The sequence below is a fragment of the Cryobacterium sp. Hz9 genome (assembly GCF_004402825.1).
Classification (GTDB): Bacteria; Actinomycetota; Actinomycetes; order Actinomycetales; family Microbacteriaceae; genus Cryobacterium; species Cryobacterium gelidum.
In genome coordinates this window covers 254,740-279,024 of the sequence record NZ_SOFC01000014.1, presented here as the reverse complement: position 1 = coordinate 279,024, position 24,285 = coordinate 254,740, and the positions used below count along the sequence as shown (strand labels likewise).

The following is a 24,285-nucleotide window of genomic DNA, read 5'->3' as shown; positions in this document are numbered from 1 at the left end:
TCACTCCACCCCACCACCCAGCAGGCCCCCGCTCGCCGGATGCCTGGCCCGATCAGAATCGCCAACTTTAGATGACTGACATCGTTTACTTTTCGAGCACGTCGGGCAACACCCGTCGGTTCGTCGAAAAGCTCGGTCGGCCGGCGGCGCGCATACCCCTCTATGCGCGCGAGGAACCACTCGTCGCCGAGGAGCCGTACGTGCTCTGCGTGCCCACCTACGGTGGCGGCAGCGAGGGCGGGGCGGTGCCCAAGCAGGTCATAAAGTTTTTGAACAACAAGACCAATCGGTCGTTGATCCGCGGCGTCATCGGCGCAGGCAACATGAATTTTGGTACGGCCTATTGCCTGGCTGGCGACATCATCGCCGCCAAGTGCAAGGTGCCGCACCTCTATCGCTTTGAAGTATTTGGAACACCGGATGATGTGCGCATCGTTCACGACGGATTGGAAGAATTTTGGAAACAACAGCCGTGAAAATCATGCCCATTGACGCACCGTCGGGCATGGACTACCACTCGCTCAACGCGATGCTCAATCTGTACGGCCCGAACGGGGAGATCCAGTTCGACAAAGACCGCGAAGCAGCCCGTGAGTTCTTCCTGCAGCACGTCAACCAGAACACGGTGTTCTTCCACTCGCTGCGCGAGCGCCTCGACTACCTGGTCGAGAAGGAATACTACGAGCAGGCCGTGCTCGACCAGTATTCCTTCGAGTTCATCACAAGCCTGAACGACCTGGCCTACTCCAAGAAGTTCCGCTTCCAGAGCTTTCTCGGTGCGTTCAAGTACTACACCTCCTACACGCTGAAGACCTTCGACGGCAAGCGGTACCTTGAGCGTTTCGAAGACCGCGTGGTCATGACCGCGCTGGGTCTCGCATCCGGTGATGAGAAGCTCGCCGTTGCCCTGGTCGAAGAGATCATCGCCGGCCGTTTTCAGCCAGCAACCCCCACGTTTCTGAACTCCGGCAAGGCCCAGCGCGGCGAGCTCGTCTCGTGCTTCCTGCTGCGCATCGAAGACAACATGGAATCGATTTCGCGTGGCATCAACTCCTCGCTGCAGCTCTCCAAGCGCGGCGGCGGCGTGGCCCTGCTGCTCACCAACATTCGTGAAGCCGGCGCACCGATCAAGCAGATCGAGAACCAGTCCAGCGGCATCATTCCCGTCATGAAGCTGCTCGAAGACTCCTTCAGCTACGCCAACCAGCTCGGTGCTCGCCAGGGCGCCGGCGCTGTCTACCTCCACGCGCACCACCCCGATATCATGCGTTTTCTCGACACCAAGCGGGAGAATGCCGACGAGAAGATTCGCATCAAGACCCTCTCGCTCGGTGTCGTCATTCCCGACATCACCTTCGAGCTGGCCAAGAACGACGACTGGATGTACCTCTTCTCGCCCTACGACGTGGAACGCGTCTACGGCGTGCCCTTCGCCGATATCTCGGTGAGCGAGAAGTACCACGAGATGGTCGACAACCCCCGCATCAAGAAGTCCAAGATGAAGGCGCGCGAGTTCTTCCAGACCCTCGCCGAGATCCAGTTCGAGTCGGGCTACCCGTACATCATGTTTGAAGACACGGTGAATGCGGCGAACCCGATCCAGGGCCGCATCAACATGTCGAACCTGTGCTCCGAGATCCTGCAGGTGAACACCCCGACGACCTACAACGAAGACCTCTCGTACAACGAGATCGGCAAGGACATCTCCTGCAACCTCGGGTCGATGAACATTGCCCTGGCCATGGATTCCGGCGACCTCGGACGCACCGTCAATGCCGCCATTCGCGGCCTCAACGCGGTATCGGAGCAGAGCCACATCAGCTCGGTTCGTTCGATCGAAGATGGCAACGATCGCTCGCACGCCATCGGCCTCGGCCAGATGAACCTGCACGGCTATCTCGCCCGCGAGCGCGTCTACTACGGCAGTGAAGAAAGCATCGACTTCACCAATATCTACTTCTACACGGTCCTGTTCCACGCCCTGCGCGCCTCCAACGCCATCGCCATGGAGCGCGGCCGCACCTTCGAGGGCTTCGAAGACTCGACCTACGCATCCGGGGCGTTCTTCGACAAGTACACCGACCAGGTCTGGGAGCCGTCGACCGCTCGCGGCGCCGAGCTGTTCGCCCAGGCCGGGGTGTCGATTCCGACGCAGGCCGACTGGGCCGAGCTGAAGGCATCCGTTGTCAAGCACGGCATCTACAACCAGAACCTGCAAGCCGTGCCGCCGACCGGGTCGATCTCGTACATCAACAACTCGACCGCGTCGATCCACCCGATTGCGGCGAAGATCGAGATTCGCAAGGAAGGCAAGCTGGGCCGCGTGTACTACCCGGCGCCGTTCATGACGAACGACAACCTGGACTTCTACCAGGATGCCTACGAAATCGGCTCCGAGAAGATCATCGACGTGTACGCGGCGGCAACCCAGCACGTAGACCAGGGCCTCTCGCTGACCCTGTTCTTCAAGGACACCGCGACCACCCGTGACATCAACCGCGCCCAGATCTACGCTTGGAAAAAGGGCATCAAAACCATTTACTACATCCGTCTGCGCCAGATGGCGCTCGAGGGGACGGAAATTGAAGGTTGCGTGTCCTGCGCACTGTGAGCAAATTAAGCGCTCAAGTGAGTTCACTGTAAATTTCTGACTGACTGTAGTGGTACGACTCCCGGAGGAACCCATGATTGACAAGCTCAAGCTGGTGTCGCACGTTGATGCGATCAACTGGAACAAGATCGAAGACGAGAAAGACGTCGAGGTCTGGAACCGGCTGACCAACAACTTCTGGCTGCCGGAGAAGATTCCGCTCAGCAACGACATCCAGTCGTGGAACCAGCTCACGCCGGTCGAGCAGCAGCTCACCATGCGCGTGTTCGCCGGGCTGACCCTGCTCGACACGATCCAGGGCACCGTCGGCGCCGTGTCGTTGATTCCGGATGCCATCACCCCGCACGAAGAAGCTGTCTACACGAACATCGCGTTCATGGAGTCGGTGCACGCCAAGAGCTACTCGTCGATCTTCTCGACGCTCGCTTCCACCAAGGAGATCGACGAAGCGTTCCGCTGGTCGACCGAGAACGAGTACCTGCAGCGCAAGGCCTCGATCGTGATGGATTATTACCAGGGCGACGACCCGCTCAAGCGCAAGGTCGCCTCGGTGCTGCTCGAGTCGTTCCTGTTCTACTCGGGCTTCTACCTGCCGATGTACTTCTCCAGCCGGGCCCGCCTGACCAACACGGCCGATCTCATCCGTTTGATCATTCGTGATGAAGCGGTGCACGGCTATTACATCGGCTACAAGTTTCAGAAGGGTCTCGAGAAGGAGACGCAGGAGCGCCGCGACGAGATCAAGGACTACACCTTCAACCTCGTGTTCGAGCTGTACGAGAACGAAGTGCAGTACACGCAGGACCTCTACGACGAGGTCGGCCTGACCGAGGACGTCAAGAAGTTTCTGCACTACAACGCCAACAAGGCGCTGATGAACCTCGGCTTCGAGGCGATCTTCCCGAAGGACGTCTGCGACGTGAACCCGGCGATTCTCTCCGCCCTCTCACCGAACGGCGACGAGAACCACGACTTCTTCTCGGGCTCGGGTTCCTCGTATGTGATCGGCAAGGCTGTCGTTACCGAAGACGACGACTGGGACTTCTAGGTCTGAATTTCGAGAAGGGCGGATGCCTCGGCATCCGCCCTTCGTGCATAATTGTGGAAATTCGGGTCGCGCCGGCTGACGCCCAGGACTAGCGTGAAGGCGTGCCCGTTGCTGTGGTTGACGCCCAGAGCGCTCACGCCGCTGGCGTGCAGCGACTTCTTGACAGTTACCGCGCCGTCCCGGCGACGGCCCCGATCCGGCTGGCGAAGTCCACCTCGAATCTGTTCCGGACACGGACTACGAACAGCGCCCGGGGCCTCGACACGTCCGGCTTGACTGGCGTCATCGCGGTCGATGCAGCGGCGCGAACGGCCGACGTGGCCGGCATGTGCACCTACGACGACCTCGTTGCCGCGACGCTGCGCCACGGGTTGGCACCGTTGGTCGTGCCGCAGTTGAAGACCATCACCCTCGGCGGCGCGGTGACCGGCCTCGGCATCGAGTCGACGTCGTTTCGCAACGGTCTGCCGCACGAGTCGGTGCTGGAGATGGACATCCTCACCGGCGCCGGGGAGATAATCACCGCGTCGCCCGGCCAGAACGCCGACCTGTTCCGCGCCTTCCCCAACTCGTACGGGACGCTGGGTTATGCGGTGCGTCTGCGCATCGAACTCGAACCCGTCAAGCCGTTCGTCACGCTCACCCATGTGCGATTCCACTCGCTGGTCGACCTGGTCGCGGCGCTGCGCGGCATCCTCGAGACCGGCCGCCTCGACGGCGTTCTCGTCGACTACCTCGACGGCGTGGTGTTCAGCGCCGACGAAAGCTACCTCTGCGTCGGCAGGCAGACCAGCGCGCCCGGCCCCGCCAGCGATTACACCGGCCAGCAGATCTACTACCGCTCCATCCAGCACGACCGCGGCGCGACGGACGATCGCCTCACCATTCACGACTACCTGTGGCGCTGGGATACGGACTGGTTCTGGTGCTCCGAGGCGTTCGGCGCGCAGCATCCGCTGATTCGAAGGGTCTGGCCCGGGCGCTACCGGCGCAGCAGCTTCTACGGAAAGCTGATGAAGCTCGAACAGCGGTTCCACATCGGCGACCGTATCGAAAAACTGAACGGCAGACCGCCCCGCGAGCGAGTCGTCCAAGACGTCGAGGTACCGATTGCGCGATGCGCGGAGTTTCTGGACTGGTTTCTAAACAACGTACCGATCACGCCGATCTGGCTGTGCCCGCTGCGCTTGAGAGGCGATGACCACTGGCCGCTCTACCCGATCCGGCCCCAGCAGAACTACGTCAACGTCGGCTTCTGGTCGACGGTACCGGTTGGGTCCAGCGACGGGGCGACGAACCGGCTGATCGAACGCAAGGTCGGCGAACTCGACGGGCACAAGTCGCTGTACTCCGACTCGTATTACTCGCGGCCGGAGTTCGACGAACTCTACGGCGGGGACAGCTACCGAGCCGCGAAGAAGCGATACGACCCCGATTCCCGTCTCCTCGACCTCTACTCCAAGGCGGTGCTACGACGATGACCACGTTCAAGAATCGTGCGACGAATGCGACGGCGGGAAAATTCACCCTCGCCCAGGTGCTGGAGATCCTGGCCGGCGGTCGCCTCCCGGTGCGATTCACCGCCTACGACGGGAGCGCAGCCGGACCGCAGGGCGCACCGTTCGGGCTGGATCTCCTGACCCCGCGCGGCACGACCTACCTCGCCACGGGCCGCGGCGACCTCGGCCTGGCCCGCGCCTATATCGCCGGCGACCTCGACCTGCACGGGGTGCACCCCGGTGATCCCTATGAACTGCTCACGGCGCTCGCCGACAGCCTGGACTTCACTCGGCCACCGGCGCGAATGATGGTGGACATCATCCGCTCTATCGGTGTGCGGCTGCTACGCCCGATCGCGCCGCCGCCGGAGGAAGCAATGCCGCGCTGGCGCCGTGTTGCCGGGGGGCTCCGGCACAGCAAAACGCGCGACGCCGAGGCGATCGGCCACCACTACGACGTCTCAAACCGGTTCTACGAGTGGGTGCTCGGGCCGTCGATGACCTACACCTGCGCCTGCTACCCACGCGGTGACGCATCCCTCGATGAGGCACAGGAGAACAAGTACCGGCTCGTGTTCGAGAAGCTGCGGCTGTTGCCGGGTGACCGCCTGCTTGACGTCGGGTGCGGCTGGGGCGGCATGGTGCGCTACGCCGCACGCCGCGGCGTGCTCGCCACCGGAGTGACGCTGTCGCGTGAGCAGACCGCGTGGGCGCAGCGGGCCATCGCCGAGGAGGGCCTCAACGATTTCGCGGAGGTTCGCCACGGGGACTACCGCAACATCACCGAAATCGGCTTTGACGCGGTGTCGTCAATCGGGCTGCTCGAGCACATCGGAGTGCGCAACTACTCGTCGTACTTCGGCTTTCTGCAATCCAGGCTGCGCCCCGGCGGTCTTCTGCTCAATCACTGCATCACGCGGCCAGAGAACCGAACCGAACCGGCGCCCCGCGGGTTCATCGATCGCTATGTCTTTCCGGATGGGGAGCTCACCGGCTCGGGCCGGATCATCAGCGAAGCGCAGGATGCGGGGCTCGAGGTGCTGCACGAGGAGAACCTGCGCCAGCACTACGCGCTGACGCTGCGCGACTGGTGCGCCAACCTCGTCGAGCATTGGGACGAGGCGGTCGCCGAGGTCGGCCTCCCCACCGCGAAAGTGTGGGGGCTGTACATGGCGGGCTCACGGCTCGCCTTCGAGAGCAACGGCATCCAGCTGCATCAGGTGTTGATGGCCAAGCCCGACGAGGGTGTCGGTGTCGGTGGGCTGCCGCTGCGGCCGTGGTGGACACCGTAGCCGAAGCTTCGCCGAGTCTTACTAGAGCGGCCCGCGATCAGGCGGGGTCCCAGGGCAGGGCCTGGTCAGACGGAACCGGGGCCAGCGGAATCACGACCACCGGACGATGCTGACGGTGCGCCAGTTGCACCGCCACCGAACCGTTGATGAACTCCTGCAGGCTGGCCCGCAACGTCGCCTCCCTGGTTCCGACCACGATCATCGCCGCATTGAGCGTGTCGGCCAGGTCGCCGAGGGCTTGGGCCGGATTACCGACCAGGGCACGGGTGCTCCAGGTGAGACCGCGTCCGTCGAGGAGCGCGGCCAGGCGCGCCGCGAGATCCGGGTCGAATCTCTCCTCCGCACGTTCGGGCGAGTCCGCAGTGAATGGCAGACTCGTCATCGTGCCGTAGCCCAGGTCGTACACCTGGTACTGGCCGGCGTCCACCGATGCGCACACCAGTTCAGCGTTGAAACGCGCCGCGAACATGGCCGCCTGCTGCACGACGGTGTCCGGCTGGCCGGGCACCACCCCAACAATCACGCACGCGCTCATGCTGCACTCCCTTGTCTACGGCGCCCGGCAGGCGGACAGGACCGACTATCGCACCTCGACTCACGGCCAGCATGGCAGATTCCGCCCCGATTCGCCGTTTACCAAGGCGGAGATTTTCGTTCATCGGCGAAGACATGTCTGCGTTCAGGCCCTCGGTAGGGCCGACGTTTCAGTTCGGTGCCCGAACAGGTCGACCAGGGCGAATACCAGGGCAACGGCGACGAGTACCAGCGCGACCAGGATTCCGTTGAGGAAGCCGTCACGAAACACCTGCACGCGGTCGGGCTGGCTCGCCTCCGCGTACAACGTTGCGTAGAAGGTCGAGATTATCGCCGCGACTCCGATGGCCGTTCCCACCCGCTGACCCACCTGGGCCATCGACCCGGCGACGCCGCCCTGAGTAACTGGAACCTCGGTCAGGGTGAGCGTCTGGTTCGGCGAGATGACGAGGCCGCCACCGACACCGGTCATCGTCATGGCTGCCGCGATCAGCCACGGTGCGAGGCCTACCGAGGCGAATAATCCCGCCAGTAGAACGAGCACGAAGCCGATCATGACGGTGACCAGGCCGAGAGCGACGAGCTGGCGGCCCCAACGGAAGACTAGGCGACCGCCGATCCACGACGTTACCGCTGAGGCGAGGGCAAAGGAGATGCTCACCATTCCGGCGAAGACGGGCTCAAGCCCAAGGCCCTGTTGCAGAAAAAGGGTGACCAGCAGAAAGTATGGCGGAATCGCCGCAAAATAGGCCGTGGTGATCAGTATCCCGTTGCGATAGGACGCCGTGCGAAAGAGCGCGAAATTCACAACGGGTGACTTGCCGATGTGCTGGTACCGCCGTTCCCACCAGAAGAACGCGGCGCCGGAAAGACCGAACACAATCAGCCAGAACCAGCGGCGGGGGTCATCCGTTGGGGCGCCGGTCGTCAGTACGAACGGAAGCATGAGGCCGAGAGTGGCAATTCCCAGCAACAGGATGCCGACGAGGTCGAGCCCCGTGCGTTCTCGTGCATGACTCTGGCGTTTCGGAAGCACTCGCATCGCGAAGAAGAGTGCCAGAAGGCCCAGCGGCACGTTTATCCAAAACGACAGGCGCCAGCCGTTATCGGGGCCGCCAACGGCGATCAGGAGGCCACCCAGGGTCGGTCCGAAGGCCGTCGAAACTCCGATGACCGCTCCAAACAAGCCGAAGGCGCGCCCTCGTGCCGCGCCTTGGAACAGCTGTTGGATAAGTCCGAGTACTTGCGGCATCTGAATTCCCGCAGCAATTCCCTGCAGGATACGCGCCACTATCAGGAATTCGATCGTGGGCGCGAGCGCGCACAGGATGCTTGCAACCGTGAAGGAGCTGAGGCCGACAATGAACATGAGTCGCCGGGAATGAATGTCGCCCAGCCGACCGGACGGTACCAGCGCGAGCCCAAAAGCGAGTGCGTAACCAGCGACGAGGAGCTGGAGTTCGGTGGTACCGCCGCCGAGCGACTGCTCGATGGCCGGTAACCCAACATTTATCTTGGACAGGTCGAGAATTGTCAGCGAAGCAACTCCGACGCACACCCAGAAGGCTTGCCGCTTCGACCTGTCGGCATGCTCGGAGATGGGAGGAGTGATCTTCGGCATGATCCATTGATTCTAGATCCAGGGTCACAGGCCAGTACGGTGTGCGGCACGCGGACTACCTGGACTGGCCTCTAGGTGCCGTCGCGTAAGCGGATACCGGGCGCCGATCACGGCGCGTGCGTGCCACACAGGCGCCGGAGGCTTCGGGCGGATAGGGTTAAACAAGGAGTTATCTCCCGGTTTCACGTGATTGGAAAATGCACCATGGCCCAAAACCCCAAACAAAGCAACAAGGTTGCACGAACCGCCAGCTCGGGGATCAGAAATACCCGGTTCAGTGCTGCAGCAGACACTGCCGCTGCGCGAGGCCGCGCCCTGGCGGCCCGGGCCCTGGAGAACAAGAAGCCCGGCAAGTAGACTCGCGAGCTCGGTCAGCGCGGTTCGCGCAGGTAGGCCAGCTGCGCGCGAACGGATGCCTCGGCGGCGAACCGCACCGCGGCATCCGTTTGGGCGTAAACGAGATCGGTGACCTCGGCCACCGTCGCCTCAGAACCGAACGTGGCGAGGGCAGCTCGCACCTGGTCGAGTCGTTCGTGGCGATGCGCGAGGTAGGCAGTGCAGATCGCCGCGAGGTCGGGCAGTATCGGGCCGTGCGCGGGCAGCACGGTGGCCGGCCCGAGCGCGCGCAGCGCCTCGAGCGAGGCCAGGTAGTCGGCGAGGGCGCCGTCGATGATCGACGTTCCACGGCCGAGAATGGTGTCGCCGGTGAGCACCGAGCCGGTGAGGCCGTCGCCGGGCAGATGTAGGCAGATCGAGTCGTCGGTGTGCCCGGGCGTGGCCACAACGCGGATGCTGGTACCAGCGGCTGAGAGCTGCTCCCCGTCGACGAGAGGGTCACCGTTCACGCAATAGGCGGGATCAAACGCACGTACCGGGGCGGTGGTGAGCGCCGCGAATCGTTCGCTTGCCGCCGTGTGGTCGGCGTGTCGGTGCGTGATCAGCACGAGCTCGACCCGGCCGGAAGCGGCGAGCGTGGACAGGTGGCCCTCGTCAAGCGGCCCGGGGTCGACGACGACAATCGAGCGCGAGTCGGGCGCACCGATCAGATAGGTGTTGGTGCCGTCGAGAGTCATCGGACCGGCGTTTGGCGCGAGCAGGCTGCGGGTGAGCGGGCTCGTGCGCTGCGGGCGGGCGCTGTCGTCGGGCATAGCTCGCAGCTTAGCGACTGCCACGACCGGTACCCCGATGCTCGAGGTGCCGCTGCCGGCACTAATCAGGGGTGCACGATGATCTTGACCGCGGTCTCGTTGTGGTTGATCAGGGTGTCGAAGCCCTCGGCGATCAGATCGTCGAGCGCGATGCGCCCGGTGATGAACGGCGCCAGCTTGACCCGGCCGTCCTGCACGAGCTTGATGGTGGCCGGGTGATCGCGCACGTAGGCAATCGTTCCGCGCAGGTCGATCTCCTTGAGTACGAGCTTCTGCATGTCGATGCTGGCCGGCTTGCCCCAGATCGACACATTGACGATGACACCGGCAGGCCGCACCGCGTCGAACAGCTGGCCCAGCACGACATTGACGCTCGTGCACTCGAAGCAGACGTCGGCGCCGTTACCGCCCGTGAGTTCGTGAACCCGGGCGACGACGTCTTCCTGGCTGGGATCGAGCACGTAGTCTGCCACCCCGGTGACTCGCGCTTTCTCCTTGCGAGCCTCGCTGAGCTCGGACATGATCACGGTCAGGCCCTCGGCCTTGAGCACGGCGGCGACGAGCAGTCCGATCGGGCCGGCCCCGCCGATGAGGGCGACATCGCCGGCTTTCGCGCCACTGCGCACAAAGGCGTGGTGGGCAACGGAGAGCGGCTCGATCAGCGCCGCTTCATCCAAGGGGATATCGCCGATGGCGTGCACCCAGCGGCGGTCGACGACGACCTTCTCGCTGAGTCCGCCGCCTCCGCCAGCCAGGCCGATGAAGCCCATCTTCGTGCAGAGGTGGTAGTTGCCGGCCAGGCAGGGGGCGCACTCGTTGCAGACGAAATACGGTTCGACCACGACGTTGTCTCCGACCGCGAGGTCGGACACACCCTCGCCGAGTGCGGTGACCGTGCCCGAGAACTCATGGCCGAGCGTGACCGGTTCTTCCTCGTGCGAGAGGGGGTGTGGGTGTCCCTCGGCCGGAATGAAGATCGGCCCGTCGAGGTACTCGTGCAGGTCTGTGCCGCAGATGCCGCACCAGGCCACGTCGATCGCGACGGCTCCCGGTCGAAGGGTGGGTTCCGGAATCTCCTCGATGCGAATGTCCGCCGGGCCGTGAAAACGAGCTGCCTTCATGATGCGTCACTACTCCCTCACCGAAGCCCGACGATGCCCTCGTGGCACCTGCGGTGCATTCCGTCCTACTTTCAGCCTACTGTCCGGGTTGCCTCCGGTGCCGGTCGGGGCGTGGCATTAGGGTGGGAAAACGTGCACGACCCGACACCGAAGGACAGGCAATGTCGCGAGAAACCGAGGTCGCGCCAGCACCAATTGGAGACGCGGCGACCGTCGTTTTGCTGCGTGACAGCGTAGATGGCCCCGAAGTGCTGCTGCTCGAACGTCCCCGCCACCGCGGGTCGTTCGCCGGCGCCTGGGTGTTTCCGGGCGGAGGAGTCGACCCCGGCGACCGACTGCCAACGGATGCCGCAGTGCCAGCCGGCGACGCCGGCGCGCCCCTCGAGGTTGCCATTACCGCTGCTGCAGCCGCGCGAGACGACGTCGTCGACCAGCTCGCCGCCCGCCGGGCCGCTGTGCGTGAGGTGCGGGAGGAGACCGGGCTGGCGGTCTTGCCCGATGCGCTCGTGGCGACCGCCCTGTGGGTTCCGCCGCGCAGTGCCCCGAAGCGGCTGCGCACCTGGTTCTACCTCACGGCGGCGCCGCACGGGCCGATTGTGTTGGCCGAGGACGAGGTCATCGACTATGCCTGGCTGAGGCCGGAGGCGGCGCTGGAGCGGCACGCATCCGCTTCCTTGACCCTCGTGGCACCGACCTGGGTCACGCTGCACGGGATGCAGGGGCACGGGTCGGTGGCCGAGATCATGGCAGTTGCGAGGCAGCGCGGGGTAACGCACTACGAAACCCGGCTCGGGGCCAGCGAGCGTGGGCCGGTGCTGTTCTGGTCCGGTGATGTCGCCTACGATGATGATGCGCTCGCCGAGCGGGCCGGGGGGCGGCACCGCCTGGAGATCGGCCAGGTGCCGTGGGTGTACAGCACGAGCGGGCTGAGCTAGCCGGCAGCGGGAACGGTCGGCAGTAGCGACACGGGCGGGCAGCCCTGACCGTCGACGAAGTGCAGGCAGTCGTCGAAGACGACCGAGAACGGTTCACGGGCCGAATCCCCGAACCAGTCGGTGAAGAACAGCCAGAAATTCAGGTTGCCGTAGGTCGAGCATCCGTCGCCCTCGTCACCGGCGTTCTCGACGGCAACCGGGTTGGGCTGGTACGGCGTGTAGTTGTACAGGTTGGCCGTGGCCTGGTTCGCGATGGAGACGGCGGCGGACCCGCACTCGGCGCTGGGATTGAAGCCAACGTCGACGGTTCCGACCTGGAAAGCCCGGTCGGGCTCCTGCGTGTACTGGCGAAACTGCCAGGCCGCGTTGTAGACCTGATTGAAAAATCCGAAGTACTGGGCGTCGCAGTCCGCGGTGTCCGGGCAGCCATAGCCCGTGGCGCGCAAATAACCGGATGCGCTCGGCCGGGTCAGCAGGGACTGCTCCTTCTGCAGCAACACCAGCAAGACCTCGGGGCTGATCGTGCACGCCGCCGCGATCTTCGCGATGATGCGAGCGGCCGTCTCGTTCTCGGCGCCGGAGTAGGGCAGGCAGTGCCCGTCACCCTTCGCCGGTTGGCTGGTCGTCGTCTCGCGGTATTCCCAGAGACACGGCACACCGTCGCTCGGCCGGCACGAGCGCTTTTCAAGAAAATCCTGAATCTCACTCTCGGTGAGACTGTCGGGGTTGAAGAAGTTGTAATCGCTGATGATGAGGCCCGGGTCGAAGGGCGCGGGGTCGGTGCTGGCGGTGAATAGCGGCGCTGCGGCGACCGGCGGTGACGGCAGCGCGATGAGCGTCGCCGCGAGCCCGGCGAGGGCCACCCCGGTCGCCACAATGCGCAGAAGACGACGGGGCAGCGCGAATGTGCTCATACCAAAACCCTAACCGTGGCCAGCCGGCTCGCGGCACGCCTGCGAGAAGCGGGCACTCGTCCCTAGGGGTGCCCGCGTGCCAAACGAGTGCCGCGAGCCGCTGGTGGTCTGGGCAGACTCGCTAGTCGGACGGGGCCGGGATGACCACCATCGGCGACTGAAGGTTCAGCACGATCGAGTGGCTCACCGAACCGAGCAGCACTTTCGACACCGCGGTGAGCCCGTGGTCGCCGACGACGAGCAGCGCTGCCCCACGGGCGGCGTCGAGCAGCGCCGATTGCGGGGCGCCGCGCACGAGCGAGGCGCGAATGTTGAGCGCTGGATAGCGCCGGGAGATGGCGAGCAGCGACTGGTCGAGGACGTGCCGATGCGAGGTCTCGAGCGTCTGCAGAAAGCGTCCGTCGGGTTCGGTCGTATCGCGCCAGACCAGCGGTTCCTGCCAGGCGTGGATCGCGTGCAGTTCCTGACCGGTGCGATCCGCCTCGGCAGCGGCGAAGTCCACGGCAGCGTTCGACGCCACCGAACCGTCGACGCCGACCACGATACCGGTGTGGTGTGTGTCATCACTCTCCGGAATGATCGCGATCGGTCCGTTGGCCGAACCGGCCAGCCTGGCCCCCATCGACCATTCGTAACGCAGGGTAGAGCCGCGGCGGCGGTGCGTTCCGACCACGACCAGGGTGTCAGGTGCGCTCAACGCCCGCAGTTCGGTGATCGGGTCGCCGGAGCGCAGATCGGCGTGCACGGTGAGAGTCGGATACTGAGCGCTCACCCGGTCGGCATCGTCCTTCAAGACCTCGCGAGCACGCACGGTGGTGGATTCCTCCGTGAAGTAGTCGGCCGTCGATACCGTACGGTCAAGCACACGCACCAGGGTGAAGTCGCCGCCGGCGGCACGGGCGAGCGACCAAGCCAGGGCAGTTCTGGCCGGTTCCGACCCATCCCAGGCGACTACCGTCTGGCTCCGTGTGAGCGTGTGCATCATGAGCTCTATCCCTTCTGTGGTGCCGGGCAGCGAGTGGAAATGTCGCGACCGTCAGTAACGAGTGTTCTTCACGCTAGCCGCGGCCGGCGCGCCGAAGTAGGGCCTTAAGTCACGTCGCGATTGTGATCGATCCCGTGTCGACCGACGGATGCCGCGGCGGGGCTGTCACCTGCTTGAGGAGCATGGCGCCCCAGGCTTCGGCGCGGCGCACCTCACCCGGCACCAGAACCGTGCTCTTGGTCACCAGAAAACTCATTGCGTCGGCGACGAGATCGGCGCCCGCTTCGAGCAGGTGCTTGCCAATGCTCTTGGCCGCGTGCCCGGTCAGCAGGATCGGACCCTCCTGCCGGGTGTCAAACGCCGCAGCGCGGCAGACCAGCCCGCTCAGGGGTGCGAGCCATTCGCGCACGCCGGTACCGGCGGCATCCGCTTCGAGGTGAAGGGTGCGCTGGGGCGTGACTGCGGCGTCGATGGCGCCCTGGCGGGTGCGCGGCCGGCTCATGCCGTGCACGTGGGTGGGGCCGCCGACCACGAGCAGGTCGACCTGCGACAGGTTCACCCCCGCGGCCTGAGCGGTGGGTACGAGGATCACCTCGGCGGGGGCCAGGCCGCGCCCGATCGCCTCGGCGATGAGACGGGTATTGCCGTACATCGATTCGTAGACGATCAGGGCGCGCATGGAACCTCCAGAAGAGCGACGAGAGCTAGCGGGAAATGATGACCTTGAGCGCCTTGGTTTCGCTCGCACGACCAAAAGTGTCGTAGGCCTCGAGAAACTGGTCGAAGCTGAAGTGGTGCGTGGCCAGTTTTTCGGCCGGCAGCTTCTTGCTCGCTACGAGCTTCAGCAGCATCTTCGTGGTGTTGGCGTTGACCAGGCCCATGCTGATGGTGATGTTCTGAATCCACAGGTTCTCGAGGTGCAGGTCGACCGGCTTGCCGTGCACGCCGACGTTGGCGACGTTGCCGCCCGGGCGCACGATCTCGGTGGCCATGGTGAAGGTCTGCGGAATGCCGACGGCCTCGATGGCCACGTCGACGCCCGCGCCGTCGGTGAGTGCCAAAACCTGTTCCTTCCAGTCGGCGGCACCGGAAACGACCGTGTCGGTAGCGCCGAAGTCGCGGGCCCGCTCGAGTCGGTTGTGGTCGAGATCGATCGCGATGATGGTCGCGGCGCCGTACAGGCCCGCGGTGGCGATAGCGGCGAGCCCGACCGGACCGGCGCCGATCACAGCGACGACATCGCCGGGCTTGACCCGGCCGTACTGCACGCCGATCTCAAAACCGGTCGGCAGAATATCGCTGAGCATGACGGCTTGGTCGTCACTGACGCCCTCGGGCAGCTTGTGCAGGGAATTATCGGCGTAGGGCACGCGCACGAACTCAGCCTGGGTGCCGTCGATGAGGTGTCCGAAGACCCAGCCGATGCCGGAGGCGCCCTCGTCGCCCAGACAGTGCGAGTAGAGTCCGTTTGCGCAATTGCTGCAGTGGCCACAGCTCTTGATGCAGGAGATGATGACCCGGTCGCCGACCTTCAGGTTGCTCACGGAGGAGCCGAGCTCGGTGATGGTACCGACACCTTCGTGGCCCAGGATACGCCCGACCGTGACGGCGGGAACGTCGCCCTTGAGAATATGCAGGTCGGTGCCGCAGATCGTAGTGGTGTCCACCCGCACGATCGCATCGGTCGACTTCTGCAGGGTCGGATCGGGAACATCGGTCCAGCTCTTCAGACCGGGGCCGCCGTAAACCAGTGCCTTCACGGGCATCTCCTTGATTCGCGAATGTGGGCGGGCAAGCGGCCCGTCACAATCACGATACGACCGGCGGGCCGGTGCGGCTAGGGCCGAAAGTCCCGTTGGGCCGAGACCGCGGATTGGGCACCTAATCGGGACTTCCGGCCCTAGGCGTTCGCGCTGTCGGCTGACAGGATGGCGTCAAGGCGATGGGGCAGCAGCTCCTCACCCGTAGCGGGGGACTCCACTGCTGCGACCACTGATTCAGATCGAGGTAGAGCAATGAAGCGGATGATTGTGGTCGGCATCGACGAATCGGCTGCCGGCGAGACCGCCCTCGCCTGGGCCATGGCCCGGGCCGACAGCGTCAAAAGCCCGGTAACCCTCGTGCACACCGTGTACGAAACCTGGCTGGCCGACGGCTACGGCTACTACGACTCCATTCTCGACGCCGAGAAGAAACTGCTCACCGAGGCCGGAGCCCGCGCCGCAACTCTGGCCCCCGCCGTGGCCACCCGCACCGACCTTCGCACCGGCAGCGCCCCGCGCGTGCTCAGCGAGCTGTCCAAAGACGCCGACCTCATCGTCGTGGGCACAGACCGCAAGGGCCGGGTTGAGGGCGAATTGTTTGGCAGCGTGAGCCTGCAGATTGCCGCGCTGGCTGCCTGTCCCGTCGCCGTTATCCCGTCGTTGCCCGAAACCGTGCGCTCCGGCGTCTACGTCGGCGTCGACGGGTCGGCCGATTCGATCGCCGCAGTGACGTTCGCCGCCGCCGAGGCCGACCGCACCGGCCAGGATTTGTACGCCCTTTACGCGGTACACCTGCCGAACCGTCGTGTGCTGCGCAAAATTCCGGCCGACGCCGTGACCGAGCGCATGGAAGAAGAACGCGTCGTGCTCGCCCAATCCGTGGCCGGTCTCACCGCGCGTTATCCCGACCTCGTGGTGCATCAGGTTCTCGAGACCGACGAATCGCCAGCCCGCGCGCTCGTCGCCGCGGCCCAGCATGCCCAGATGCTGGTGGTCGGCAGCCGGGGCCGGGGCTCGCTGCAGCGCCTGCTGATGGGTTCGGTCAGCCACGAGGTGCTACTGCACATCACCTGCCCGACGATTGTCACCAGAACCAGCCGGAAGTAGGGTCATCACCACTCAGTCGTGCCAAGGTGAGAACACCAGATGGCACGCTGAGGGTGGGGGAGGACGATGACGGATCAGACCGCCACCGAACTTGCCCTCACCCAGGAACGCATGCGCGGCCTGCTCGACGCTGTCGTATCGGTGGCTGAAGACCTCAGCCTCGAAGCGGTGCTCGAACGCGTCGTCACGGCGGCCTGCCAGCTCGTGCAGGCCCGTTTCGGCGCCCTCGGCGTGATCGGCCCCGACCAGGCGCTCAGCCACTTCGTCACCGTGGGCTTTGACCAGGAGACGATTCGTCAGATCGGCGCTCTGCCGGTCGGGCACGGCGTGCTCGGCCTGCTCATTCGCGAACCCCATCCCCTTCGCCTGCACGATCTGCACGATCACCCGGACTCCTTCGGCTTTCCCGCACATCACCCGCCGATGAAGTCGTTTCTCGGCGTTCCGGTGCGGGTGCGCGACACGGTCTTCGGCAACCTTTATCTCACCGAGAAAGAAGGTGGCGGCGACTTCACGGACGAAGACCAGGAACTGGCCGTCGCGCTCGCCGCGGCTGCCGGCGTCACGATCGAGAACGCTCGTCTCTACGATGAGTCCCGTGCCCGCTCAGGTTGGCTCGAAGCGGTCGCTGCGATGGGCCGCGACCTGCTGCGACCGGTCGACGGTGACGGCGACGGTCTCAATCTCGTCGTTCAGCGGGTACTCGCGGCGTCGGGCGCCGAACTGGCCGTGATCGGGTTTCCCACCGACGACAGCCTCTACTGTGCGGCCGCGGCCGGAACGCCAGCTGGCACCACCACGGCTGGCACCACCGCAGCTGGCACCACCGCAGCTGGCACCACCACGGCTGGCACCAGCACTGCTGGCATTGCTGGCATTGCTGGCATTGCTGGCACTGCAGCTGCCACGACCGCCGCGGCGCTGGTCGGCGCGACCGTACTGCTGCAGCCCGGCGTTCTGCGCGAGCTGCAGGCTACCGGCCGGTCCGTCACGCTCGCTCGCCCGCCACTGCAGAGCGCGGATGCCGCGCCCGGCTCGGCTGCCCAGTGGTCGCAGTTGGGTTCCACGCTCATTGCTGCCCTGGGCCCGGCCGGCGACGGGCAGGGAGTCATTTTGCTGTCGCGCGCACCCGCATCCACTGGATACAGCCTCACCGATGTGGAGATGAGCGCGGTATTCGGCACCCAGGTGTCGCTCGCCCTGGAACTGGCCTCGGTGCATCGCATGCGCGAAGAGCAGGCCGTGCTCGGTGACCGCGACCGCATCGCCCGCGACCTGCACGACCTGGTCATTCAGCGGCTATTCGCCGCCGGGCTGAGCATACAGAGTCTGCGGCGGTTCACCAACGATTCCGTAGCGCTCGACCGCATCAACGCCGTCACCACCGAGCTCGATGACACCATCCGCGAGTTGCGCGACACGATCTATTCGCTGCGCGGCATGGCGCAGGACACCGGCACGCTCAGCAGCCGCATTCTGACCGTGATCAAGGAGGGCGCGGCGAGTCTGTCGTATGCGCCGCGCATCCGCTTGTCAGGGCCGATCGACGCGCCGCTCGCTGATGACCTGAGCAGCAGCCTGCTCGCGGTCATCTCGGAGGGGCTCAGCAATGCCGCGCGGCATTCCCAGGCGAGCGCGATCGACATCGCGGTCGACGCCGACACTGATCGCATCAAACTTGTCATCGCCGACAACGGCTGCGGGTTCATTAAACCCATCCGGCGCAGCGGCCTCGACAACCTCAAGGAGCGCGCGACGCTGCTCGGCGGAAAGTTCTCGGTGCGCAGCGTTTTGGGCGAGGGAACGCGGTTGCGCTGGTCGGCGCCGGTGCCGGAGGTTACCGTGGGTGTTCGTCTCCACGTTTCGCGACGTACACGGCAGCCTGGGTTCGGCGCTGAAAATCCAGCTTCGCCAGCATCGACGACACGTAGTTCTTGACCGTTTTCTCGGCCAGAAACATGGTCTTACCGATTTCACGGTTGGTCAGGCCGTCGCCGATCAGGTCGAGAACTTTGCGTTCCTGGGCGGTGAGTGAGGCGAGCCGGGCGTCTTGCGGATCGGCCAGCCCGGCGATGATGCTCGCCTTGAGCGTCGGGTCGAACAGGGATTCCCCAGCGGCCGCGCGCTGGATCTTGCCGAGCAGGTCGGTACTGCGAATCTCCTTCAACACGTAGCCGGCTGCACCCGCCAGCACCGCACCGCGCAGCGCCTGCTCGTCGTCGTAGCTGGTGAGGATGAGGCACTGCTGGGTGGGGTTGACCGAACGTACGTCGCGGCAGACCTCGATGCCCGTGCCGTCGGGCAGGCGGGCGTCGAGAATGGCCACATCGGGGCGAAGCTGCAAAATCATGACGGTGGCTTCCGCTGCGAGGCCGCTGTCGGCGACGACGTTGAAACCTTCACCCTCGAGAAGTTCACGCAGGCCGCGGCGCACCAGTTCATGGTCGTCGAGAATGAAGACGCGAATGGCGTCGGCAGCGGTCGCCTTCATTGTCGTCGGGGGCGCGCTGTGCGGCGGGTTCATGGTGGTCCTTCCCGAATGAGCACGCAGGCTTTACGTATTATCAGTGTCGCGCGCGGCCGTGCCCGACGACTAGGGCCAAAGGTCCGGTCTTCAGGACCGCACCAGCCGGGCGATGGCCGCCGATGCCTCCTGCAGCTTGGCCTCGGCTTCGGTGCCACCGGCCATGGCCGCGTGCAACACGCAGTGGTTGAGGTGGTCGTCGAGCAGGCCGAGAGCAACCGATTCGAGAGCGCTCGTCATGGCTGAGATCTGGGTCAAAATGTCGATGCAGTACTTGTCGTCGGTGACCATGCCCTGCAGCCCGCGGGCCTGGCCCTCGATGCGGCGCAGGCGTTTCAGGTAGGCGTCCTTGTTCGAGATGTAGCCGTGTGGGCCGTCGTGGGTCTCGGCCGGGTCTGACTCGTGCATAACAATGTCCTCTGCGTCGCTCATGAATCTCCCCGTTTCCTACTGTACCCCCTCGGGGTATAGTAGGGGATCAGTACCCCCAAGGGGTATGCTCGAAGGACGGCCCATTCGAGGGTAGAAGACAGTGAGGTACCACCATGAGCACCACGACCGCCTACGGCGTTGACGGAATGACCTGCGGCCACTGCGTCGCGAGCGTGACCGAAGAGATCGGCCTCATCGCGGGTGCCGAAAACGTCACCGTGGAACTGGTCAAGGGTGGCACCTCGCAGGTCACCGTCACGAGTGCCGACACGTTGGACCGCGCCCTGGTCGCCGCAGCCGTCGAGGAGGCGGGCTACCAGCTGGTCGCCGCGGCCTGATGACCTCAGACCTCGGCCAGCAGGTTGATCTCCTCGTCGGGGGGATGACCTGCACCTCCTGCGCGGCCCGCATTGAGAAGAAACTCAACCGGATGCCCGGGGTCGCCGCCACGGTCAACTACGCCACCGAAAAGGCGAGCGTTTTCGTGCCCGCCGGCACGAGCGTCGACGATGCCATCAAGACCATCGAAGCCACGGGTTACACGGCCGTACAGCCGCTGCCGACTCCGCCGAACTCCAGCGTGCCCGACGCCGCCGAGCTGGAGGTGTCGGCCCTGCGTCAACGTCTGCTGTTGTCGGCCGCGCTGACCCTGCCGGTCGCCGCCCTGTCGATGATTCCCGTGCTGCAGTTCGAAAACTGGCAGTGGCTGGCCCTGACCCTCGCGGCCCCCGTCGCCACCTGGGGTGCCTGGCCGTTCCACCGCGCAGCCTGGGTGAACGCCCGCCACGGAGCCGCGACCATGGACACCCTGGTCAGCGTCGGCGTGCTCGCCGCCCTCGGCTGGTCGCTCTACGCCCTGTTCTTCGGCATGGCCGGAATGGCCGGCATGACCATGAGCTTCACCTTCTCGGCCACCCCGGGAAGCGGCGCCGACGAGATCTATCTCGAGGTGGCATCCGCTGTCACCGTGTTTATTCTGGCCGGTCGCTACGCGGAAGCGCGGGCCAAGCGCAACTCCGGCGCGGCACTGCAGGCACTGCTCGAACTCGGCGCGAAGGAGACTACGCTGTTGCGAGACGGCGTGGAGAGTCGCATCAGCACCGCGCTGCTCGTGGCTGGCGACCAGTTTGTCGTGCGACCGGGGGAGAAGGTCGCGACCGACGGGGTGATCGTTGATGGGTCATCCGCTATCGATGCGAGCCTGCTCACCGGCGAATCGGTGCCGATCGAGGTTGGGCCCGGCGACAGCGTTGTGGGCGCCACCCTGAATTCCGGCGGGCGCCTCGTGGTGCGGGCGACGCAGGTCGGCGCCGATACCGAGCTGGCCCATATCGGCCGGCTGGTGGAGCAGGCGCAGACCGGCAAGGCCGAGGTGCAGCGCCTGGCCGATCGGGTCTCCGGCGTGTTCGTGCCGATCGTGATCGGGCTGGCCCTGGCCACTCTGGTCGGCTGGCTGCTGGTCGGCGCGGGCGCTGCGATGGCGTTCACCGCAGCCGTGGCGACGCTTATCATTGCCTGCCCGTGCGCGCTCGGGCTGGCCACGCCGACCGCGTTGCTGGTGGGGACCGGGCGTGGTGCCCAGCTCGGCATTCTGATCAAGGGACCGCAGGTTCTGGAATCCACGCGCCGCGTCGACACGATCGTTCTTGACAAGACCGGCACGGTCACCACCGGGCGTATGACGCTCTCGAACGTCGACGTGCACGAGTGTGGCGATGAAAACGAGCTCCTGCTGCTGGCGGGGGCGGCAGAGAGCGGGTCGGAGCACCCGATCGCGCGCGCCATCACCGCGGGTGCCCGCGACCGGCTGGGAGCGTTGCCCGACGCGTCGGCGTTTATGTCGGAGCAGGGGCTCGGAGTGCAGGCGACGGTGGGTGGGCGACAGATTCTGGTCGGTCGACCGGCCTGGCTCATCGAGCGGTGGAGCCTGACCGTGCCGATCGAGTTGCAGGCCATGGTCGGCACCGCCGAGGCGCATGGCAGGACGGCCGTGATGGTCGCCTGGGAGGGCAAGGTGCGCGGAGTAATCACGGTTGCCGACACAATCAAGCCCACGAGTGCCGCTGCGATCGCTCAGTTTCGTGCGATGGGCCTGACGCCGTTGCTCGTCACCGGCGACAACTTGGCCGTGGCGGAGAGTGTCGCGGCCGAGGTCGGCATCACCGACGTCACCGCGGGGGTGCTACCCGAAGGCAAAGCTCGGGTTATTCGCGACCTGCAGTCGCAGGGGCGCGTGGTCGCCATGGTCGGGGACGGCGTGAACGATGCCGTCGCTCTCGCCACGGCCGACCTGGGCATTGCCATGGGTTCGGGTACCGACGTGGCCATCGAAGCGAGCGACCTCACCCTCATGCGGACCGATTTGCTCGCAGCAGCGGATGCCATCCGGCTGTCTCGCCGCACCCTGACGACGATCAAGGCCAACCTGTTCTGGGCCTTCGCCTACAACGTCGCGGCGATTCCGCTCGCGATGGCCGGACTGCTCAATCCACTCATCGCGGGCGCCGCGATGGCCCTGTCGTCTGTCTTCGTGGTGACTAACAGCCTGCGCCTGCGCGGGTTCCGAGCGCTGCCGACCCCCTGACGCGCACCTCAGTTCGCGGGCTTGCGGAGCCGGGCGCACGTTAAATTGTCGGGCGCACGATAGAAAGTACGCCCGGTTGCACAAGGTGGGCCCGGAGCGAGCGGATGCTGCCGCTGCTGCCGCCAACAATGCGGATGCCGCCGCGGCTCTGCGTTTGCGCGCATATACCCTCTAGGGTATCCTGACGACGGAGGTAAACGTGAAAATCATCATCGTGGGCGGGGTTGCGGGCGGAATGTCAGCGGCGACCAGGTTGCGCCGACTCGACGAGGCGGCCGAGATCATCGTGTTCGAGCGCGGGCACTACGTGTCGTTTGCGAACTGTGGTCTGCCGTATTTCGTGGGGGGAGTCATCCGTCATCGCGACGACCTGTTGTTGCAGACCCCGGAATCCCTCGGTAGCCGCTTCGGGCTCGACGTGCGCATCGATACCGAGGTCGTGCGGATCGACCGCGTCGCCCAGACCGTCTCGGTGCGCAATCTGCTCACCGGCGCCGAAACTGTGGAGGGCTACGATCGCCTCGTGCTCGCCGCCGGCGCCACCGCCCGCTCCGGTGCGTCCGAGGACGGCACGATTCCCACCCACACGCTGCGCACGGTCGACGACGTCGATCACATCACCGCGGTGCTGGCGAGTATGGGCGCGGCATCCGCTGTGGTCATCGGCGGCGGATTCATCGGCCTCGAAGCCGTCGAGAACCTCGTGCTCCGCGGCGTGCACGTGACGCTCGTGCAGCGTGGACCCCAGATTTTCACCCCCCTCGATGCGGAAATGGTCGCGCCGGTGCTCGACCGGCTGCGCGAACGCGGCGTCGACGTGCGACTGAGCACGACCGTCAGCAGCGCCTCCGCCCCCGGCGTCGTGACACTCAGTGACGGCACGACTGTGCCCGCCGACTTGGTGATCGACGCGAGCGGCGTGCGCCCCGACCTGACCCTTGCTGAGCGGGCCGGCCTGAGAATCGGCGAGAACGGCGGCATCTGGGTTGATGGTACCCAGGCCACGAGCGACCCGCTCATCTTCGCGGTCGGCGACGGCGTGGAGAAAACAGATGCCGTCGACGGCTCCGGCGCGCTCGTCACCATGGCCGGCCTCGCCAACCGCCACGGGCGCTCCGTCGCCGACAGCATCGCCGGCACCCCCGAGCAGGCCGCCCCGGCCCTCGGCACCGGAATCGTCGGAATCTTTGGCCTGACCGTGGCACTGGTCGGCTGGAACGAGAAGCGCCTCGTCGCCGCCGGGCGTGCCCACCGCATCGCGCACACCCACCCCGCCAACCACGCCGGCTACTATCCCGGCGCGCAGGGGATGTCCATCAAACTTCTCATCGACGCCGAGACCGACGCCATCCTCGGCGCGCAGATCGTGGGTGGTGCGGGGGTGGACAAGCGCATCGACGTGCTGGCGGTCGCGATGGCGGCCGGGCTGAGCGCCTCCGCCTTGACGCGTCTCGAACTCGCCTACGCCCCGCAGTACGCCTCGGCGAAAGACCCGATCAACCAGCTCGGCTACGTCGCCGACAACCTCGCGCAGGGTGCGAGCCGGAGTCTGCAGTGGCACGAGCTGGATGCGGCCCGCACGAATGGCGCCGTGCTCGTCGACGTGCGCTCCGCGGGCGAATTTGCCGCGGGCAGCATTCCCGGAGCGCTCAACGTATCGCTCGACGACCTGCGCGCACGGCAGGACGAACTGCCGCGGGTGCCGCTGATCGTGCACTGCCAGGTTGGCCAGCGCGGGCACACCGCCGCTCGCATTCTCACCCAGCACGGATTCGACGTGCGCAATCTCGACGGCGGCTATCGCACCTGGCTTGCCGGAACGTCTAGCATTATTGTTCCCCCCACTGCTGAAAGGGTCCTCGCATGAAGGAGATCACCGTTACCGAGCTGTCCGCGCTCGCCGAGCCCGTCGTGATCGATGTGCGCGAATTGTGGGAGTACGAAGCCGCCCACGTGCCCGGAGTGACGCACATTCCGATGAGCGAGGTCGTCGCACGAATAAGCGAGATTCCAGCGGATGTGCCGGTGCACGTCATCTGCGCCATCGGCGGACGCAGCGCGCAGGTGGCCGAGTACCTGGCCGCGACGGGCCACGACGCCATCAACATTGCCGGCGGCACCACTGCCTGGCAGCGGGCCGGGCTTCCCACCGAGCAGGGAGCCTGAG

22 protein-coding genes are annotated in these 24,285 nt (G+C 65.5%); 12 read left to right on the top strand and 10 right to left on the bottom strand.

Annotated elements, in window-relative coordinates; all coding sequences use genetic code 11:
- Positions 1-71: 71 nt before the first annotated feature.
- The 5 genes from nrdI to E3N85_RS08075 all read left to right on the top strand — a co-directional run bounded on the left by nrdI (position 72) and on the right by E3N85_RS08075 (position 6,450).
- Entirely contained in the window at positions 72-476 is a 405-nt protein-coding gene (nrdI, locus tag E3N85_RS08095) for a class Ib ribonucleoside-diphosphate reductase assembly flavoprotein NrdI (RefSeq protein WP_134461838.1), read from the top strand.
- Between the two features lie 5 nt (positions 477-481).
- Positions 482-2,611, top strand: coding sequence for a class 1b ribonucleoside-diphosphate reductase subunit alpha (nrdE, locus tag E3N85_RS08090; RefSeq protein WP_134462234.1), 2,130 nt, complete (start codon positions 482-484; stop codon positions 2,609-2,611).
- Positions 2,612-2,684: 73 nt separating this feature from the next.
- Complete coding sequence (gene nrdF / locus E3N85_RS08085) at positions 2,685-3,659, top strand: class 1b ribonucleoside-diphosphate reductase subunit beta (protein ID WP_134461835.1); 975 nt, start codon at positions 2,685-2,687, stop codon at positions 3,657-3,659.
- A gap of 101 nt (positions 3,660-3,760) precedes the next feature.
- On the top strand, positions 3,761-5,140 hold the full coding sequence (locus E3N85_RS08080) for an FAD-binding oxidoreductase (protein ID WP_134461832.1): 1,380 nt from the start codon (positions 3,761-3,763) through the stop codon (positions 5,138-5,140).
- Positions 5,137-6,450, top strand: a complete 1,314-nt coding sequence (locus E3N85_RS08075; RefSeq protein WP_134461829.1) for a class I SAM-dependent methyltransferase — start codon at positions 5,137-5,139, stop codon at positions 6,448-6,450. The genes E3N85_RS08080 and E3N85_RS08075 overlap by 4 nt, the downstream gene beginning before the upstream one ends.
- A gap of 37 nt (positions 6,451-6,487) precedes the next feature.
- Here the strand turns inward: E3N85_RS08075 and E3N85_RS08070 are convergent, their stop codons facing one another.
- The 4 genes from E3N85_RS08070 to E3N85_RS08055 form a co-directional block, all read right to left on the bottom strand.
- A complete protein-coding gene (locus E3N85_RS08070) occupies positions 6,488-6,985 on the bottom strand; it encodes a universal stress protein (protein ID WP_134461827.1) in 498 nt (165 codons plus the stop codon).
- 144 nt (positions 6,986-7,129) lie between these two features.
- Positions 7,130-8,605 carry an MFS transporter gene (locus E3N85_RS08065; RefSeq protein WP_134461824.1) on the bottom strand — a complete coding sequence of 492 codons (1,476 nt, stop codon included), beginning with the start codon at positions 8,603-8,605 and terminating at the stop codon, positions 7,130-7,132.
- A 371-nt stretch (positions 8,606-8,976) separates the two neighbouring features.
- Positions 8,977-9,753, bottom strand: coding sequence for an MBL fold metallo-hydrolase (locus E3N85_RS08060; protein ID WP_134461821.1), 777 nt, complete (start codon positions 9,751-9,753; stop codon positions 8,977-8,979).
- A 65-nt stretch (positions 9,754-9,818) separates the two neighbouring features.
- Entirely contained in the window at positions 9,819-10,874 is a 1,056-nt protein-coding gene (locus E3N85_RS08055; protein WP_134461818.1) for a 2,3-butanediol dehydrogenase, read from the bottom strand.
- Between the two features lie 161 nt (positions 10,875-11,035).
- Here E3N85_RS08055 and E3N85_RS08050 point away from each other — a divergent pair, with 161 nt between their 5' ends.
- Positions 11,036-11,809 (top strand): NUDIX hydrolase, encoded by a 774-nt coding sequence (locus E3N85_RS08050; RefSeq protein WP_134461816.1) that lies wholly within the window; start codon positions 11,036-11,038, stop codon positions 11,807-11,809.
- Here E3N85_RS08050 and E3N85_RS08045 read toward each other — a convergent pair.
- The 4 genes from E3N85_RS08045 to E3N85_RS08030 form a co-directional block, all read right to left on the bottom strand.
- Entirely contained in the window at positions 11,806-12,723 is a 918-nt protein-coding gene (locus tag E3N85_RS08045) for a hypothetical protein (RefSeq protein ID WP_134461813.1), read from the bottom strand. The two genes, E3N85_RS08050 and E3N85_RS08045, sit on opposite strands and share 4 nt — an antisense overlap.
- Positions 12,724-12,844: 121 nt before the next feature.
- Positions 12,845-13,708 (bottom strand): universal stress protein, encoded by an 864-nt coding sequence (locus E3N85_RS08040; protein ID WP_134461810.1) that lies wholly within the window; start codon positions 13,706-13,708, stop codon positions 12,845-12,847.
- 109 nt (positions 13,709-13,817) lie between these two features.
- Positions 13,818-14,387, bottom strand: coding sequence for a flavodoxin domain-containing protein (locus tag E3N85_RS08035; RefSeq protein WP_134461807.1), 570 nt, complete (start codon positions 14,385-14,387; stop codon positions 13,818-13,820).
- Between the two features lie 25 nt (positions 14,388-14,412).
- On the bottom strand, positions 14,413-15,468 hold the full coding sequence (locus tag E3N85_RS08030) for a zinc-dependent alcohol dehydrogenase family protein (protein ID WP_134461804.1): 1,056 nt from the start codon (positions 15,466-15,468) through the stop codon (positions 14,413-14,415).
- 255 nt (positions 15,469-15,723) lie between these two features.
- On the opposite strand from E3N85_RS08030, the gene E3N85_RS08025 reads away from it, so the two are divergent.
- Together E3N85_RS08025 and E3N85_RS17025 are read left to right on the top strand one after the other, a co-directional pair.
- Complete coding sequence (locus E3N85_RS08025; protein ID WP_134461801.1) at positions 15,724-16,578, top strand: universal stress protein; 855 nt, start codon at positions 15,724-15,726, stop codon at positions 16,576-16,578.
- Between the two features lie 66 nt (positions 16,579-16,644).
- A complete protein-coding gene (locus tag E3N85_RS17025; RefSeq protein WP_134461798.1) occupies positions 16,645-18,516 on the top strand; it encodes a GAF domain-containing sensor histidine kinase in 1,872 nt (623 codons plus the stop codon).
- Here the strand turns inward: E3N85_RS17025 and E3N85_RS08015 are convergent.
- Both E3N85_RS08015 and E3N85_RS08010 read right to left on the bottom strand, forming a co-directional pair.
- Positions 18,416-19,102: a response regulator transcription factor gene (locus E3N85_RS08015; protein WP_134461795.1), complete on the bottom strand. Its 687-nt coding sequence runs from the start codon at positions 19,100-19,102 to the stop codon at positions 18,416-18,418. The two genes, E3N85_RS17025 and E3N85_RS08015, sit on opposite strands and share 101 nt — an antisense overlap.
- A 90-nt stretch (positions 19,103-19,192) precedes the next feature.
- Positions 19,193-19,510 (bottom strand): metal-sensitive transcriptional regulator, encoded by a 318-nt coding sequence (locus tag E3N85_RS08010; RefSeq protein ID WP_134462231.1) that lies wholly within the window; start codon positions 19,508-19,510, stop codon positions 19,193-19,195.
- Positions 19,511-19,647: 137 nt separating this feature from the next.
- Between E3N85_RS08010 and E3N85_RS08005 the strand changes: the two genes are divergently transcribed.
- The 4 genes from E3N85_RS08005 to E3N85_RS07990 all read left to right on the top strand — a co-directional run bounded on the left by E3N85_RS08005 (position 19,648) and on the right by E3N85_RS07990 (position 24,284).
- A complete protein-coding gene (locus tag E3N85_RS08005) occupies positions 19,648-19,872 on the top strand; it encodes a heavy-metal-associated domain-containing protein (RefSeq protein WP_134461792.1) in 225 nt (74 codons plus the stop codon).
- Entirely contained in the window at positions 19,872-22,118 is a 2,247-nt protein-coding gene (locus E3N85_RS08000) for a cation-translocating P-type ATPase (protein WP_134461789.1), read from the top strand. Before E3N85_RS08005 ends, E3N85_RS08000 begins: the two co-directional genes overlap by 1 nt.
- Positions 22,119-22,317: 199 nt before the next feature.
- Positions 22,318-23,985: an FAD-dependent oxidoreductase gene (locus E3N85_RS07995; RefSeq protein ID WP_134461786.1), complete on the top strand. Its 1,668-nt coding sequence runs from the start codon at positions 22,318-22,320 to the stop codon at positions 23,983-23,985.
- Positions 23,982-24,284, top strand: coding sequence for a rhodanese-like domain-containing protein (locus tag E3N85_RS07990; protein ID WP_134461783.1), 303 nt, complete (start codon positions 23,982-23,984; stop codon positions 24,282-24,284). The genes E3N85_RS07995 and E3N85_RS07990 overlap by 4 nt, the downstream gene beginning before the upstream one ends.
- Position 24,285: the final 1 nt, after the last annotated feature.

Coding starts and splice junctions, on each gene's coding strand:
- nrdI (WP_134461838.1), top strand. CDS start 72: ATGACTGACATCGTTTACTTTTCGAGCACGTCGGGCAACACCCGTCGG.
- nrdE (WP_134462234.1), top strand. CDS start 482: ATGCCCATTGACGCACCGTCGGGCATGGACTACCACTCGCTCAACGCG.
- nrdF (WP_134461835.1), top strand. CDS start 2,685: ATGATTGACAAGCTCAAGCTGGTGTCGCACGTTGATGCGATCAACTGG.
- E3N85_RS08075 (WP_134461829.1), top strand. CDS start 5,137: ATGACCACGTTCAAGAATCGTGCGACGAATGCGACGGCGGGAAAATTC.
- E3N85_RS08070 (WP_134461827.1), bottom strand. CDS start 6,985: ATGAGCGCGTGCGTGATTGTTGGGGTGGTGCCCGGCCAGCCGGACACC.
- E3N85_RS08065 (WP_134461824.1), bottom strand. CDS start 8,605: ATGCCGAAGATCACTCCTCCCATCTCCGAGCATGCCGACAGGTCGAAG.
- E3N85_RS08060 (WP_134461821.1), bottom strand. CDS start 9,753: ATGCCCGACGACAGCGCCCGCCCGCAGCGCACGAGCCCGCTCACCCGC.
- E3N85_RS08055 (WP_134461818.1), bottom strand. CDS start 10,874: ATGAAGGCAGCTCGTTTTCACGGCCCGGCGGACATTCGCATCGAGGAG.
- E3N85_RS08050 (WP_134461816.1), top strand. CDS start 11,036: ATGTCGCGAGAAACCGAGGTCGCGCCAGCACCAATTGGAGACGCGGCG.
- E3N85_RS08045 (WP_134461813.1), bottom strand. CDS start 12,723: ATGAGCACATTCGCGCTGCCCCGTCGTCTTCTGCGCATTGTGGCGACC.
- E3N85_RS08040 (WP_134461810.1), bottom strand. CDS start 13,708: ATGATGCACACGCTCACACGGAGCCAGACGGTAGTCGCCTGGGATGGG.
- E3N85_RS08035 (WP_134461807.1), bottom strand. CDS start 14,387: ATGCGCGCCCTGATCGTCTACGAATCGATGTACGGCAATACCCGTCTC.
- E3N85_RS08025 (WP_134461801.1), top strand. CDS start 15,724: ATGAAGCGGATGATTGTGGTCGGCATCGACGAATCGGCTGCCGGCGAG.
- E3N85_RS17025 (WP_134461798.1), top strand. CDS start 16,645: ATGACGGATCAGACCGCCACCGAACTTGCCCTCACCCAGGAACGCATG.
- E3N85_RS08015 (WP_134461795.1), bottom strand. CDS start 19,102: ATGAACCCGCCGCACAGCGCGCCCCCGACGACAATGAAGGCGACCGCT.
- E3N85_RS08010 (WP_134462231.1), bottom strand. CDS start 19,510: ATGCACGAGTCAGACCCGGCCGAGACCCACGACGGCCCACACGGCTAC.
- E3N85_RS08005 (WP_134461792.1), top strand. CDS start 19,648: ATGAGCACCACGACCGCCTACGGCGTTGACGGAATGACCTGCGGCCAC.
- E3N85_RS08000 (WP_134461789.1), top strand. CDS start 19,872: ATGACCTCAGACCTCGGCCAGCAGGTTGATCTCCTCGTCGGGGGGATG.
- E3N85_RS07990 (WP_134461783.1), top strand. CDS start 23,982: ATGAAGGAGATCACCGTTACCGAGCTGTCCGCGCTCGCCGAGCCCGTC.